This window comes from Bradyrhizobium sp. R2.2-H, from assembly GCF_004346455.1.
GTDB classification, from domain to species: Bacteria; Pseudomonadota; Alphaproteobacteria; order Rhizobiales; family Xanthobacteraceae; genus Bradyrhizobium; species Bradyrhizobium diversitatis.
Window position 1 is genome coordinate 327231 of sequence record NZ_SMBR01000009.1, and the last position, 13544, is coordinate 340774.

17 protein-coding genes are annotated in these 13544 nt (G+C 60.0%); 5 read left to right on the top strand and 12 right to left on the bottom strand.

All coding sequences use genetic code 11. From position 1 onward, the window contains the following. The 9 genes from EDE08_RS24415 to EDE08_RS24455 are packed head-to-tail and all read right to left on the bottom strand — an operon-like array spanning window position 1 to window position 7310. Window positions 1-1428, bottom strand: coding sequence for a DUF4055 domain-containing protein (locus tag EDE08_RS24415; RefSeq protein ID WP_131871089.1), 1428 nt, complete (start codon window positions 1426-1428; stop codon window positions 1-3). Continuing rightward, entirely contained in the window at window positions 1362-1919 is a 558-nt protein-coding gene (locus tag EDE08_RS24420) for a hypothetical protein (protein WP_131871088.1), read from the bottom strand. The genes EDE08_RS24415 and EDE08_RS24420 overlap by 67 nt, the downstream gene beginning before the upstream one ends. A 4-nt stretch (window positions 1920-1923) precedes the next feature. Further along, window positions 1924-3324, bottom strand: coding sequence for a terminase large subunit domain-containing protein (locus EDE08_RS24425; protein ID WP_131871087.1), 1401 nt, complete (start codon window positions 3322-3324; stop codon window positions 1924-1926). After that, the gene (locus EDE08_RS24430) at window positions 3321-3737 is read right to left on the bottom strand and encodes a hypothetical protein (RefSeq protein ID WP_131871086.1); all 417 of its coding nucleotides are present in this window, start codon (window positions 3735-3737) and stop codon (window positions 3321-3323) included. The genes EDE08_RS24425 and EDE08_RS24430 overlap by 4 nt, the downstream gene beginning before the upstream one ends. A 13-nt stretch (window positions 3738-3750) precedes the next feature. Continuing rightward, window positions 3751-4110, bottom strand: coding sequence for a hypothetical protein (locus tag EDE08_RS24435; protein WP_131871085.1), 360 nt, complete (start codon window positions 4108-4110; stop codon window positions 3751-3753). Continuing rightward, window positions 4110-6059: an AAA family ATPase gene (locus tag EDE08_RS24440; protein WP_131871084.1), complete on the bottom strand. Its 1950-nt coding sequence runs from the start codon at window positions 6057-6059 to the stop codon at window positions 4110-4112. Before EDE08_RS24440 ends, EDE08_RS24435 begins: the two co-directional genes overlap by 1 nt. Beyond that, a complete protein-coding gene (locus EDE08_RS24445; protein WP_131871083.1) occupies window positions 6056-6328 on the bottom strand; it encodes a hypothetical protein in 273 nt (90 codons plus the stop codon). Before EDE08_RS24445 ends, EDE08_RS24440 begins: the two co-directional genes overlap by 4 nt. Beyond that, window positions 6325-6573, bottom strand: a complete 249-nt coding sequence (locus EDE08_RS24450; RefSeq protein ID WP_131871082.1) for a hypothetical protein — start codon at window positions 6571-6573, stop codon at window positions 6325-6327. The genes EDE08_RS24445 and EDE08_RS24450 overlap by 4 nt, the downstream gene beginning before the upstream one ends. 11 nt (window positions 6574-6584) lie before the next feature. Next, window positions 6585-7310 (bottom strand): hypothetical protein, encoded by a 726-nt coding sequence (locus tag EDE08_RS24455; protein WP_131871081.1) that lies wholly within the window; start codon window positions 7308-7310, stop codon window positions 6585-6587. 74 nt (window positions 7311-7384) lie between these two features. Between EDE08_RS24455 and EDE08_RS24460 the strand changes: the two genes are divergently transcribed. Genes EDE08_RS24460 through EDE08_RS24470 form a run of 3 tightly spaced genes read left to right on the top strand, consistent with a single transcriptional unit; the run spans window position 7385 to window position 9109 of the window. After that, window positions 7385-7678, top strand: coding sequence for a hypothetical protein (locus EDE08_RS24460; protein ID WP_131871080.1), 294 nt, complete (start codon window positions 7385-7387; stop codon window positions 7676-7678). Continuing rightward, window positions 7671-8888, top strand: coding sequence for a tyrosine-type recombinase/integrase (locus tag EDE08_RS24465; RefSeq protein ID WP_131871079.1), 1218 nt, complete (start codon window positions 7671-7673; stop codon window positions 8886-8888). Before EDE08_RS24460 ends, EDE08_RS24465 begins: the two co-directional genes overlap by 8 nt. Continuing rightward, entirely contained in the window at window positions 8885-9109 is a 225-nt protein-coding gene (locus tag EDE08_RS24470) for a hypothetical protein (protein WP_131871078.1), read from the top strand. Before EDE08_RS24465 ends, EDE08_RS24470 begins: the two co-directional genes overlap by 4 nt. A 202-nt stretch (window positions 9110-9311) precedes the next feature. Here EDE08_RS24470 and EDE08_RS39155 read toward each other — a convergent pair whose 3' ends face one another. The 3 genes from EDE08_RS39155 to EDE08_RS24480 form a co-directional block, all read right to left on the bottom strand. Then, window positions 9312-9521: a hypothetical protein gene (locus EDE08_RS39155; RefSeq protein ID WP_245524876.1), complete on the bottom strand. Its 210-nt coding sequence runs from the start codon at window positions 9519-9521 to the stop codon at window positions 9312-9314. Beyond that, the gene (locus tag EDE08_RS24475) at window positions 9506-10321 is read right to left on the bottom strand and encodes a hypothetical protein (protein WP_245524877.1); all 816 of its coding nucleotides are present in this window, start codon (window positions 10319-10321) and stop codon (window positions 9506-9508) included. The genes EDE08_RS39155 and EDE08_RS24475 overlap by 16 nt, the downstream gene beginning before the upstream one ends. 514 nt (window positions 10322-10835) lie before the next feature. After that, window positions 10836-11351, bottom strand: a complete 516-nt coding sequence (locus tag EDE08_RS24480; RefSeq protein WP_074447923.1) for a winged helix-turn-helix transcriptional regulator — start codon at window positions 11349-11351, stop codon at window positions 10836-10838. A gap of 236 nt (window positions 11352-11587) precedes the next feature. On the opposite strand from EDE08_RS24480, the gene EDE08_RS24485 reads away from it, so the two are divergent. Beyond that, window positions 11588-12220 (top strand): 2-hydroxychromene-2-carboxylate isomerase, encoded by a 633-nt coding sequence (locus EDE08_RS24485; protein ID WP_131871077.1) that lies wholly within the window; start codon window positions 11588-11590, stop codon window positions 12218-12220. A 99-nt stretch (window positions 12221-12319) separates the two neighbouring features. Further along, window positions 12320-13519: a CaiB/BaiF CoA transferase family protein gene (locus EDE08_RS24490; protein WP_131871076.1), complete on the top strand. Its 1200-nt coding sequence runs from the start codon at window positions 12320-12322 to the stop codon at window positions 13517-13519. Window positions 13520-13544: the final 25 nt, after the last annotated feature.

The following is a 13544-nucleotide window of genomic DNA, read 5'->3' on the forward strand; positions in this document are numbered from 1 at the left end:
TTAGTCGAAGTTCATGCGACCGCTCTCGCCGAGCGCGGGCGGAGCAGTGTCGAGGCGATGCAAGACGACCTCAGTGTCGACGGCGTCACTCAGCGCTCCGCGACGCTTCAGTTCGTCGATGTAGGTCTCGTTGTCGATTTTTTCGGCGAGTACGGCCTGCGTGAGATATTGGATATCCCCCAAGCGCCCGGAGAGTCCGAAGTCGTGGTTCACTTCCAACGACCCGCCGGCGTCCCGACCAAGCGAGAGATAGTCCGCCATGACGCCGAATGCGGCTTCGAGTGCATCCTGCAGCCCGGAAACCATGGCGCTGAGCGAACTGTTTTCCTTGGAATTGTCGCGGAGTTCGCCGGTAGCGGTTTGGCCGGCTTGATCTTCGATGATGAGTTGCAGCCCCATGGCTTGCATCTGCACGGTCAGGGAATGCAAGTCGCGCTCGCCGGCACCGATCGCGGCGCCCGTGTGCTCGACGTATTGCAGTGTCGCGTCGGGATTCGACGCGCGAACCATGCTGGACGCGCCAATTTCGAGGGCCGGATCCTCGGCGCTAACGCCGGTCGCGAACAGGATCGGCACACGCGCGACGGTGAGAATGTTGCGCTGGTCGCTGGCCGATTGCCAGTGAGCGACATTCAAATCGGCCAAGTCCTTCAGCGGCGGCGCTCCGGTGAAAAAGCCGGTTCGGTTGAGATAGACAGGGACCAACGGAATGTAGTCGATCGAAGTGGTGCCTTCGTCGAAGCGAACCCATTTGCCCTTGTCGCGACCGTCTGCGGCTTCGCGCCAGGTCTCCCAACCGCCGCGAGAGAGCACGCGAATTTGCGGAACGACCTTGGTGGCGAACGGCCCATCGGGAACTGTGACGCGTTCACGGAGTCGCGCTTGAATGAGAACCAAGGCACCGTCGACGACCGCGGTTTTCCAGCCGATCAAATCTTCGACCCTGACATAGGTCAGGTATGGGCGGCGGTTCGCTGCCTGCTCGTCGGCCCTGGTCACTTCGCCGTCGCGGCCCGTGCCTTGACCGTCCGGGATGGCCGGCAACATGTCGACGAAAATGAAGCCGATGCCGGTTTGCAGACCGTCGAAGAAGCAATCGCGCGCGAACACGTTGAGATGTCGGCCGGCATTATCGACGTTCTCGGCGATCTTGACGAGTTGTTCCGGAACGTCCTTGCCGAGCACGATTGGCTTGGCGAAAACTCTGCCGGTCATGTCGATGACGGTCTTTTTGGTGGCGTTGAACAGGACTGAGCGGTTGATACGCGCCATGTGATTGGCGCCCGTCTCCGCCATAAAGCGCGGCAAATACTTCGCACCAGCCGCGCGCATCGCGTCGGTGCCGCCCATCAGCGTGCGGATCAGGGCTGATGCGTTTGTCGCGTAGGTGTTTTCGACGGATGGGGTATCGACGCTGTTCTCGGACATTGGCAACTCAGGTTCTTGGTGCCATTGAAGATAGAACGCCGTCTGTTCGGTTCGCCGTGGTCGCCGAACTGCTTAATTTTTTCTATATTGCGTGGGTCGCGCAGTCCGTCGAGGATCGCTGCTCGCGCCTGCGATTTTGCGAGGCCATAGCGAGGCAAAGCGCCAACGCGAATCATCAATTGGATATCGCTCAGATCGTCATAGGCCGAATCAGCGCGTCGGCTGATGCATTCCGCGGCCATCAGATAATTGCGCTCTCGACATTCCTCCTTTTCGGAGCTTCGAGCCATTCGGGAGGCGTCAGCCTGTCGGCGGACGTAAAGAGCGCCTTCAATCGCCGCATGAGCGAAGCGCGCCAGGTGGGGCGCACGGCGGCAAATTGCTTGCTCTTGTTCGCGCAACTTCGCGAGCAGGACTTCCGTTTCCCATTCCTCTCGGCTCGCCGAGTAGCGATCAATCAAATCGATCAGTTCGGCCAGATCTGAATCCATGTCCTTAGACCCCCAACGGGTTTACCGTGACCGTGTGGCGGTTGACGGCGCAATGCGCTACGCCGGCGACAGAATTGGCAATGTCGTCGTGACCGCCGGGCGGATGGTCAATCGAGTCCTTACCACCTCGGGCCGTCCGGCGTTCGAGCGCGGCAAGTTGATTCACGAGTCGCGGGTTGTCCGGAATTCGAATGGTCTTGCTGTTGAGCTTCGGCAACAGGTCGACATAGAGTCCGGACTTCGGGGTTTCGCAGGGTAGGTAATTAATGCCGCGCTTTGCAAATGCCTGCTGACACCATTGGCCGGCGTACCGGTCGCCGGTCACGCTCGCGATATTGTAGCTTTTGAGCACACCGACGAATTCTTCAGTTGCGCTCTCGGGATCGAACGGCGCCGGGATTTCGCGAATGACATCCACGACCGTCATGTTTCCCTCACGATGACCAATGCCGAGGGTCATGGAGTCCGACGAACCGCCGGACGGGTCGACGAACGCCACATAGCGGTATTTCGGATCCCAAGCCCGTTCGCGCTCGCCGGCAATAACACAAGCCTGAACCACTTCACACGGCACGAACGCGGCGATGTCGTTCCGGAATTCGGCCAACCACTCCGACGCCGCGGCGGCCGGGTCGCGCTCGATGGCACGATCGACCAGGCTCTGCTTAACGCTGGGGTTCATCGTGCGGGTGGGGGCTTTCCAAACCAGCACGTCGCCGTATTTGCCAAAGTAGCGCTGGTGGGCGTCGTGCAGCGCGCCGCGTTTCGCGTAGGGCGACGAGGCACAGAGCAGCATGGCGTTCGGTATCGTCGCCATGCCGGGCCGGATGGCGTCCAGAATTTCGTAATCCGGGTTCGCGCTGTCGTCGGTGTGCCAAAAGGCGAGTTCGTCACAGAGCGCGGCGATCAGGGTTTGTCCGCGTGCGGCCCGGAATGAGGCTGTGCCGACTTCGATGCTCACCGATTTGGTCAGATCGAACGATTCCGCAGTCTCGCGCTCGATCCGGCGTTTCAACATCGGGATCCGGGTGAGCATGCCGCGGATGTAGCGCATGATGGTGCGGGCCTGCTTCTTGTCCGCCGCGATCACGACCACCGTTCCACGCTCGCCCGGCTGTAAATATTCGCGGTAATCCCTGAAGCACGCCAGGAACACGGCGATGAGCGCGAGCACGAACGACTTGCCGGCGCGGCGGCCGCAGATCAGCCACGCTTCAGTTACGGGCTGGCCAGGTGGCGGCGGGTAAGGGCGGCCGGTGCATTGGCGATGCACTTCGACCTGATCCGGGCTGAGCAGGAGTCCGAACAGCACCGCCAAGAACACGCGCCAAGTTCGCCAGGTCTCGGGCTTGCGGAACCAGGGACCGAACAACGCCGGATCGCTCATCGCCTGTAGGATATTCATGGCGCTTTGCCCGGGGGCGGCGGTGGCGGGAACGCGCTGGACGTCTTCCGGGCCACGTAGTCGTCAAGGTCCGGCGTCACGTCATGAGGCTGGCGCTTCAGGCCGACGGTCGCTAGGAGGCGCCGCTGCGCGTTCACGAGCGTGGTGTAGGCGGCGACGTCTATCGGGCGACCGGACAGCCATGTTGCCTCCATGTCGTCCGCCATAGCGCCGGCAAGGGCTGCACGGTGGATCAGCGCGCGCTCGGCGGCGGACAGCCGGTCGACGCCGCCCATATCGCTCGCCAGTTCGGCAATGAGCGCCTTAGCCGTCCTAGCGGCGAGCGTGCGACCGTCCAAGTCGGCAAGGCTGCGCAACTTCACCTTGGCATCGGCCGCATTGTCATTTTCGATCGGCGCTTTATCGGCTGGCATTTTCAAACTCGGTTCACTGCACATTGATGTTGAATTGGCCGACGTGACACGTGCGGCACATGGCAAATAAGCTATTGATGCTGCGAGAGAATTGGGACGCGATCAGCCTAGGAAGCTGATTACGTGCAAAAATGGCCGGGAAAAGCCGCTGCCACTGGTGAATTTTCCAGTGCGCAGACGTTCTCGTGCAGCCGACGAAACACTGAAACACCCCTAGAGAAATGGTGTTCTGTTTCGCCCAATGCGGAGGGCGTAAACGCCCCCGCCGCCAATTGGCACGAAACACGTTTCGAAACAGGTGTTCTGCTTGTTTTACAAGGGCTTTTGCGCTTTTCGAAACAGAACGAAACAGCCGCTGTTCTGCGATCGCCATCACGCGTTCCTCACGGGCAAAGGCGGCATCGGCGAAACAACGTTGTTCTGCCTTCCGACCTCAAATTTCCGTTGATCAAGCTTGTTCAGTTCGCGCTCGCCTCGCGACGTGAGCACCCAATTTCCGCGCTCTTTGATCAGCAACGCATCGCCGGCCAAGCGCTCCGCAGCCCGCCGCACCTTCACCGCGTAGGGTTGTCCGCCGCTCATCGTCCAACCGAGCTGCTTTGCGATGTCGGCATACGATTTGCCCGGGGCGTCGGAGATCGCTCGCAACACACGGTCTTGATCGCTCCGTTCGGTCGCGGCCAGAACCTGCCTCGCAGCATCGTCTATGGGCGTAGCGAGGACCGTGGGCATATTCCGCCCACGTGCGTCTTTGAGACGATCGGCGACGACGGTATCCAGCCGGAACGCCATCGGCGTGAAATCCATTCCTCGGAACTTGCCGGACCAGTGGACTTCGATCGAACTATCCCCCTTTCGGGCGCACAGGTTGCCGTCGATTTCGGCCAGGAGCGCGCCGCCACCGCGGGGCACGAGGTTGTCGTTGGTCGCGGATTTTACCGGATGGCAGAGCAGGAGCACGGTCGGATTACCCTGCAGTTCGGTCAGGCTGCGGATCCGCTTCGCGTGAGTGAGTGCATCGACGTTCGAATTTTCGTCGGCACCCTCAAAGGTGGCGGCGCTGGTGTCGACGATGACCAGGGCCAAATCACCAAGCGCCCGCGCCTCGGCTGTAACCTGATCGGCGATCTCGGACAGCTTGGTCTTGCCGGCGATGAAGTAGACGTCGATGCTGCCGAGATCGAAGCCGCAATGTTGAGCCGAGGCGATGAAGCGGGCCTGCACGTCGACGTAGTTCTCTGCCGCAACGAACAGCACGCGACCGCGTTCGACGTCCCGTTCGCCGAGTTTGCGCCCGAGAGCGACGTGAACGGCGAGGCGGAGGGCAATTGCGGTCTTGCCGGCGCCGGTTGCAGCGGTAAGGGCGTAGCAGAAATGCTTCTGCAGGATGCCATCGAGAAGATAGGACGGCGCCACGAAATTAGCGATGAATTCGGCGCTCGATTGAATCAGCTTGTCCGGCGGAGCGACCGCCAATGTGATGGGCACGTTCCCAAACATGCTGTCGCGTTGGTGCTCGCGAAAGCCCGCCTCGTTGCTGTCCTTGATCAAGGTCGCGCACGTCGTCGGCCGGCTGCCTTTGTCGCCTTCCCGAGCCCACACGGAAGGCAATCGATTTTGCTCGTCACGGTAACTGATGAGCTGCGCGAGCGGATAGCCGGCATCGCCGAAAGCTCGCTTAATTGCCCATACCGACGCTGTCCACGTAGGTTCGTCATCGAAATAGCCGGTCTTCAAAAGGAAGCCCAACCTGTTCCGAATGTCCTCAAGCGCGAACACGGAAGGCGCGGGCACGGCGGCTGGATCGCTGCTTCGGGAGACGCGTTCGAGCAGGGCGGCCGTGGCGGCATGGATGGTCGTGGACGGGTAGCGCAGATAAGGCTTTCCATCGACGACCGAGGGCGGGACGATTGTGTAACCCTCGTGTCGGATGTCGATCACGCCGCGCACAAGAGGCGCCTGGCTGATCTGCGTTCCGTCCTCGACGCGGAGATAGATGTGCCAACCGCCGGTTGGGGTTTTGACGTTCGGTTCGCCGTCGGCGATGTTGCACTGCCGGCGAATGTCCTGCCATGCCTGCCATGCCTGGCCTTCGCCCACGTTCTTCACATCGACATCAACAATGACGAGTCCGGAGCCACGTGCGTAGAGTGCCCAATTGCAGCCGGGGAATTCAGCCGCCCACTTGCGCCACTGCAACAGGTCCGTGCTGGCGGCAGATTTCCACTCGAAGCCAGGGAATGGGAGCTTGCTGCCCGGTTGAACCGGAAATATCGCTGCTCCGATCGAACTGTAGAACGCTTCGTCTAAAATTGCAGTCACGCCACATCCTGACTGAGATAGGCCACCGCCTCGGCGGAGCTGCGCAGCGTCACGTTCTCGCGAAGCGCGAGCCAGCCGGCGCCGGATGCGAGCACGCAGGGAGTCGTCATCGGATCGACGCGCCCGCCCGCGGTGATCGGAGTCGGCCGGTCGCTCACCCCGATTTCACCAATTTCCCAAGCAATGACGTCGACCACGACGAAGGAAGTGTTGCCGGGGGCAGGCAGCCAGAGATATTGACCGCGCTTGGCAGAAACGATCGTGGTCATTTTGCACCCACGCTCCGTCGCTCTTGTTGTTCGATCCAGGCAAGCAATTTGGATTTCCGGGCGCAGAGGATCGCGCCGAGGCGAAACGTCGGGAGCTTGCCGGTCTCGACCACGTGGTAAACCTTGCGGCGTTGCTTAGGGTCGCCGAACAGAAACTCGGCGATCGCATCGGCACCGCGCAGCATGTCATCTGACAGGCAAAGCTCCGCCGTGGCGGGCGAAGGCCCGCTGTTTGGATCAGTCATTTTTGGTTTCCCTAGGTGCGCATCTTGCGGGCGTCCCGCTCGAATTGCGTGAAAACGTTCTTCAGGTTGACGACAGAATGGAATCGGGCAGTCTCGAACTCGCTTGAGAACCGCTCTCGCTGGTCAATATTTTTGCGACTGATAGCCTTCCACGTGCCATTTTGGTTTGCAGATACAGGGATGACGTTCCCGACCCAAAGGTCTCGGAGAGCCGGATCTATTCCCATGACCGCTTTGTTGATTTGGACGTGAAAAGCATTGCCCTCCGAAAGGATAAGCATCGCACCAAATTCTTCGCGGATATCGTCTTCCGACATCTCAGTAAAATTCACGAAAAGCTTGCGAAGCGTGTCGGAGGCGTCTCGCGAAATCTCGGCAATCGTCGCGTAATCAACGTTTGTCGCCCGCTTAAGACATTCCAATGCTGCCGCTACGGCCGCTTCGGGAAGGTGCCAAACACGCTTGAAGCTGCCGCCGGCGCGCGGCGCTTTGGTCGCATAAAGAACGCCGGCAGTTTGCAAGAGGCGGAGCGATCGTTCGGGTACGCCGCTAAGCGCGGCGCATTCTTCATCGGTGCAAAAACGGAGCATCGATAATGCCCACACCTGGTTATGATCCCACAGGGGGCCTTGAATGGCCTTTTCAAACTTGGCCTCGATCGTCTCGGGCGGTCTGATTGCGAATTCGGGGTACTGGTGCATATTTTGAGAACTACCATGTGACATGATCTGTGTCAACTGACTTGACTCCATCCGTGTCAAGTGTACTATCTGTTCCGATCCATTCCGGATCGGGCAGGGGAAGTACCACAATGAACGTGCATTTCGTGTTTGAGACCAAGGCGGGCCGCGTCACCGACTACCGGCTTCCGGGGGCAATCTTTCATAGTCGCCAAGCCTACAACGAGTTCGCGCCCGAGCGCCGGGCGTACGAGGCTGCGGTGGCGGCCTATGCGGACGATCCCTGCGCTGATTTGGAACTGCGCGTCGACTTGAGCGCGCTCGGCTATTCCACGGATGACATCGAGTGGCACCTTGCGACCCCGGGCGCGCGCTTGGCGGCCGACTACCGCACGGCCGCCGATCTGGGGGTGATGTATGGCTAGTATCCGCAAGCGCACGTGGAAGCCGGCGGGGTGGAAAGAGGGCGACAAGCTGCGCGAGGCTTGGGCGGTCGATTACACCGACCAGAACGGTGATCGCCAGCGGAAGCAATTTCGAACGAAAGGCAAGGCGGACGCCTTCCGTATCGAGGTTGAGGGACAAATTCGGGCCGGCACGTTCCGGCCCGACGCAGACAAGGTGACGGTCAAAGAGGGCGCCGAGCAGTACCTCGATCACGTCAAAGGTCGCTCGGAGCGCGGGGAGCGCTTTTCTCGCCGGCACTTGGCCATGGTCGAAGGGCGGGTCTGGAACTACATCTGCCCGGATCCAGCCCGGCGCCAAGGTGTGCGAAAGTCGACCCCCTTCACGGAAGGGGTGGCCGGCGTGAAGTTCGCTCATTTAACGCCGCCAGTGGTTGACGACTTCCGCGATCGGTTGCGCAGCGCTGGCGTCAGCGTTCCGATGACGCGCAAAATTCTCGGAACGCTGCACGCAATCTGCGAGTTTGCCGTTCGAAAAAACATCGTGGCGGTCAATGCCGCCAGGGGCGTCCGGGTCATCGGCAAACGCGGGGAGGGGTCGAAGAAGGTCACACCACCGAGCAAAGAGGCTGTTCGCCAAGTCATCGCCGCGGCCGATCAGGACTTTGCTGTCGAGATCATTTTCGCCGCGGCGAGCGGCCTGCGGGCAGGCGAGCAGCACGCGCTCCGCTGGAAGCACATTGATTTCGACAGGTCGGAAGTTTCGGTCGAGACGCGAGTCGATGCCTATAACGAGGAAGATTTACCGAAATCGGAAGCCGGCTTGCGCACCGTGCCAATCGGGGCGGACGTTCTTCACCACCTGCGAAAGTGGAAAATGCGGTCGAAGTGGTCGAAGGCGGACGATCTCGTATTTCCGAACAAGAGCGGCAATTATGTCCGCCACGGCCACATGCTAAAGGACCGGTTCTATCCGCTGTTCGACAAACTGGCCGCACTGCACAAGTCGGACCCTAGTCGGCATCCGCCGGCGCCGAAGCGCTTCAAATGGCACGCTCTCCGTCATTTCGCCGTCTCGTGCTGGATCGAAGCGGGATTGCAACCGAAAACTGTCCAAACGTTCGTTGGCCATGCTACGCTGCAGATGACCATGGACACCTACGGGCACATGTTCCCGAGCGATGACCATGCGAAGGCCATGGACGCGATTGCTAAGGGGCTGTTTACATGAGCGACCCGATCAAAGAGCTTGAAAAAGCTCGTCTCGAAATGGTGAGCACGCGACGCAGATTGGTATCGATTCTAGCTGGCTCCTATGAGCGCGGAAAAACGGAGGACGCCACGGAGAAGCTGATCCAAATACAGAAGGCGATCGAAGCCATCGACGCGGCAATCGCCGATGAAAAGCAGACGGCGCCAAAAAAATCGTCGAGCCAAGAATTGCGGTTGTGAGTTCCTAAGCGCGCGGCGGCACACCATTGGCACACGGTCGCGCCGGCTATTTGATTTCTCTTGCGAATTTTGTCTTTTTCACAAGCCTTCCAAGCTGAATACGAGGGTTCGATTCCCTTCACCCGCTCCAATGATTTCAATCACTTATCGGACTTGTTCATTTCCATTCCGACAAGACGGCTGAATCCATTCCGACAAATGTTCACTTTCTGGCCGCGTGCTTGCGCCGCTTGATGCGCTTCATTTGTGCGTCCTGCTTGGCCTCGTCGTCATGATGAAGATGGTGCGCCATCGCTTTGGTCGATGACCATTGGCCCTTCTTCATCAGCTGCGTTTCTGTGAGGCCTGACGCGCTCGCCTCGGTGGTCCCGCCATGCCGGCCAAATGACGTGAAGGTCAGCTCGGCACGCAAGCCCGCGGCTGATCTTCTTCGAAATGCGCTCGACTTGAGTCAGCATTTCGCCCTTGCCGCTCCAGGGCAGACTGCTTCCATCTCGTCGCAGCATCAGGCCGCCCGTCGGCCGCAATGCTTTCATGGCGTCTAGCTCGGCGATTAGCAGAGGATAGAGCGGCTAAACCCTTCTTATCGAAGAGCGGCTCCCACGAGCCCGTGCTCGTCTTGTAGTTGATGACATAGACATGGTTCGGGCGACTTTCCGACCGGTAGTGCTCTGCCATGAACCGGATGAAGATATGAGCCTTGCGCTGCAGCCATTCCCACCCGATCAGGACACCCGTTGCCAAAGACGGATACCCCAATTCGATCGCTGTCGCGCGGAATGCCGCTAACTCTTCGAAGTTGGCATGCGGTGTTTCGCGCGAGGTGGATTGCAGGCCCATCTTCTCAAATGGGTTCTTCGGCGCAAACAGGTGAGGGTGTGCCCGTGAAATCGTATTCCATGCGCCGCGCGCGGTCGTCATCGCGTGGTTCACGGTCGTGCGGCGTTCGACCTTCTCGCCGTCGACACTCTTGTAGAGCAGTTTCTCGAACAGATCGTCCGCAAACGCCGTATCGATGCTCGAAACGCGTAGCGTGCCAAGGCGCCTTCCGTCCTTCAACAAATATTCGCAGATCATCTTGATGCCCGTCTCATGCACGCGACATTGACCGGGGCTCAAAGGCTGCAAACGCTTTGCCGTCTTCTGTTTCCACGTTCGACGATACTCGTGAAACATCCAATCCAGCGTTCCGATCACCACTCCAATGCCCACGGGACTCGCATCATCGCCACCCGTCAGTCAGCTGTCGAACGCAGGCAGCAAGATCTTCTCGGCGCGCTGCACGGCCAACTCGTAATCGGCGCCGAGCGGTTCGTTCTTGACTGGACAACCCTTTTTACGTGCCCACGTTGGCACGTCGAAAAAATACGCAAGGCTCCCTTTCTGAAGGCGTTTGCGCCTTGTGTAGCGAGACAGCGGCAGCGCCGAACGTCCCACCCTCATCACAGCGTGAAAAGCGGTGAAGTGAAGTTGGACCTAGCTCCACCTGTAGCCGAGACGATGAGTTGATCTTATCCCGGGCAGAGTACCGCGATTAAGCAGTCATTTCTGACGAAGCATCGCCGCGCGTACGATCGTACAGAAAGGCCTGCTCTCGGATCAGGCGGTGTGGAACCGAGTAGAAGAAGTCCGACAACGTCGACGTGACAATCGAGCAAGATGCGGGCCAGGTGTCCGCAGCGAGCCCGGATTACCGCCAACAGTGACGTGGACTGGCTTGGCCTCGTTATGCCGCTTTCCTGCGGGGCTTTGGCTTTGCTTTCTTGTCGAGCAAAACTCGCTCTGGAGCGGGGCGCGCGCCTGGACCAGGATGGACATGAACTTCCTTGGCCAAAAGTGGCTCTCCGCATTCGGAGCACACCATCACGGGATCGAACGTCTTGCCGCACTTGCGGTGCTCGTGCAGCAGGGGACGTCCGCGTTCGTCAACCATGTGGGTGTCACCCCAGTGTACGAGCGCCATCATGATCGGATAGAGGTCGAGGCCCTTTTGCGTCAGGATGTACTCGTGGCGTTTGGGCGACTCCTGATAGGGAATGCGGCGCAGAACGCCCTGCCGAACTAGCTTTTTGAGCCGTTCGGCAAGCAAATGGCGGGTGATTCCAAGCGCCGACTGAAAACCCTCGAAGCGGCGCGTGCGCAGAAAGCATTCGCGGAGAATCAGAAGAGTCCACCGGTCCCCGATCACGCCAATGGTGCGGGCCATCGAACATGGCTCTTCCTCAAGTTCGTCCCATTTCATTCGTGCTCTCCGGTCGACCGACTCCCGTTCCGCCTGAATCAGGGGAAACGCCAAGCGCCGCTCCATTCTAGATAGGTACTAAAGTTGAGACAATACCCCCGCCGACGCGCGATCTGGCCACGGCGATGGTCCATTTGACAGTTCATTTTTAGAACTGTAAGGGTGGGTAACAGGCAGCGACCGGCCTAGAAGATCACGAAGCCTGCCCATCATTGCGCTCTGCGGGAGGAGCTGACATGTCCCTGAAAGTTGAATTCCTGTTCGATTTCGGCAGTCCGAACGCTTACCTCGCGGAGCTGGCGCTCCCGGGAATCGAGCGGCGCACCGGCGTGAAGTTCGAATATGTCCCGGTGCTGCTCGGCGGCATTTTCAAGGCGACGGGCAACATGTCCCCGTTCGAGTCTCTTCGCGGCATCAAGAACAAGCCGGAGTACCAGGAACTCGAGACTCAGCGCTTCATACGCCGCCACAATGCAGCGAAGTTCCGGCCCAATCCATTTTTTCCCGTCAATACGCTGATGTTGATGCGCGGCGCCGTCGCGGCCCAGTTCGAAGGCGTGTTCGAACCCTATTTCCGCGCGGCCTACCACCACATGTGGGAGGAGCCAAAGAAGATGGATGATCTCGAAACCTTCCGGGCAGCGTTCATCTCCTCAGGCGTCGATATCGATCGGTTGCTTGCGCGTGCGCAGCAGGACGACGTCAAGAAGGGGTTGATCGATCGCACCACCGACGCCGTCAACCGCGGCGCATTCGGCTCACCAACTTTCTTTGTTGGAAAGGAAATGTTCTTCGGCAAGGACCAGCTCCGCGATGTGGAGGAGTCGATCGTCGAGCAGATCGGCCAGCCAGTTTCGAAGACGGCCTAAGGCCAGAACCTGGAGCCTTGCAGAGCCGGGCAGACGTCCGCGCGCCTGCAGGACGAAAGTTAAGTCGGCCTTACAACGAAACCAATTAGGGAGAATGTCATGCCCGGCCCGCTCAACGGCGTTCGTGTCCTCGATTTGACAGGCGTGGTGTCGGGTCCTTTCGCGACCATGTTCCTGGCGGATCAGGGCGCGGACGTCCTGAAAATCGAGCCGATCGGCGGCGATATTACCCGCCGTAGCCGTGCAACGATCGACAAGGATGGCGAGTTCTCTGCACTTTTCATTTCGTCAAACCGCGGCAAGCGTTCGTTGTCGGTCGACGTCAAGAGCGCTGCGGGCCGTGAGGTTCTCGCCAAATTGGTAGCGCAGGCGGATGTGCTGGTGCAGAATTTCCGGCCCGGAACCATGGAGCGTCTCGGTCTCGGCGTCGAGGAGTTGCGCCAGCGTCATCCGCGCCTGATCTATGTATCGATCAGCGGTGTTGGCGACAGCGGACCCTATGTGAAGAAGCGCGTTTACGATCCGATCATTCAGGGCCTCTCGGGCTTTGCCGATATCCAGTCGCAGCCGGTCACGAACCGTCCGCAGATGATCCGGACTATCGTCTGCGACAAGACCACCGCCGTATTCACCGCCCAGGCCGTAGCGGCGGCGCTCTACGCTCGCGAGAAGACAGGGCAGGGTGATCACATCCAGGTCGCCATGCTGGATGCGATGATCTCGTATTTGTGGCCCGAAGGCATGATGCAATACACGGTGGTGGGTGCCGAGGCCGCTGCTGCCGATCCCAATGATCGTCCCGATCTCGTGTTCAAGACCAGCGACGGCTACATCACCGCCGGTACCATTTCGGATTCCGAATGGCAGGGTTTTTGCCGGGCGTCCGGCGATCCGGAGCTTGCCAAGGATCCCCGCTTCTCGACGCCGGCGGCGCGTTCCGTCAACGCCACGGCACGCATCAACAAGATGGCGGAATATATCAGCCGGCACACCACTGCTGAATGGCTGGAGCGCCTTGACGCGGCCGATGTCCCTTGCTCACCGATCCTGCGGCGGGGCGAGATCATCCACAACGAACAGGTGGTCGCCCGCGATATCATCGCGGAGTTCGATCAACCGAAAGTCGGGCGGGTGCGGCAACCGAAGCCCGCAGCCCGCTTTGCCCTGAACGAGGCCGCGATCGGTGGGCCCGCTCCCAGGGTGGGCGAACACTCCCGTGAGGTGTTGCGCGAGCTGGGTTACGACGACCATGCCATCGACAAGATGGTTGCGGAGCGTAGCGTGCGGGTCGCCGTCTGAAGGGCGGGGCTAGGCCCGTTCGCAC

Coding starts and splice junctions, on each gene's coding strand:
- EDE08_RS24420 (WP_131871088.1), bottom strand. CDS start 1,919: ATGGATTCAGATCTGGCCGAACTGATCGATTTGATTGATCGCTACTCG.
- EDE08_RS24490 (WP_131871076.1), top strand. CDS start 12,320: ATGCCCGGCCCGCTCAACGGCGTTCGTGTCCTCGATTTGACAGGCGTG.
- EDE08_RS24485 (WP_131871077.1), top strand. CDS start 11,588: ATGTCCCTGAAAGTTGAATTCCTGTTCGATTTCGGCAGTCCGAACGCT.
- EDE08_RS24415 (WP_131871089.1), bottom strand. CDS start 1,428: ATGTCCGAGAACAGCGTCGATACCCCATCCGTCGAAAACACCTACGCG.
- EDE08_RS24465 (WP_131871079.1), top strand. CDS start 7,671: ATGGCTAGTATCCGCAAGCGCACGTGGAAGCCGGCGGGGTGGAAAGAG.
- EDE08_RS24480 (WP_074447923.1), bottom strand. CDS start 11,351: ATGAAATGGGACGAACTTGAGGAAGAGCCATGTTCGATGGCCCGCACC.
- EDE08_RS24460 (WP_131871080.1), top strand. CDS start 7,385: ATGAACGTGCATTTCGTGTTTGAGACCAAGGCGGGCCGCGTCACCGAC.
- EDE08_RS24450 (WP_131871082.1), bottom strand. CDS start 6,573: ATGACTGATCCAAACAGCGGGCCTTCGCCCGCCACGGCGGAGCTTTGC.
- EDE08_RS24470 (WP_131871078.1), top strand. CDS start 8,885: ATGAGCGACCCGATCAAAGAGCTTGAAAAAGCTCGTCTCGAAATGGTG.
- EDE08_RS24430 (WP_131871086.1), bottom strand. CDS start 3,737: ATGCCAGCCGATAAAGCGCCGATCGAAAATGACAATGCGGCCGATGCC.
- EDE08_RS24425 (WP_131871087.1), bottom strand. CDS start 3,324: ATGAATATCCTACAGGCGATGAGCGATCCGGCGTTGTTCGGTCCCTGG.
- EDE08_RS24435 (WP_131871085.1), bottom strand. CDS start 4,110: ATGGCGATCGCAGAACAGCGGCTGTTTCGTTCTGTTTCGAAAAGCGCA.
- EDE08_RS24445 (WP_131871083.1), bottom strand. CDS start 6,328: ATGACCACGATCGTTTCTGCCAAGCGCGGTCAATATCTCTGGCTGCCT.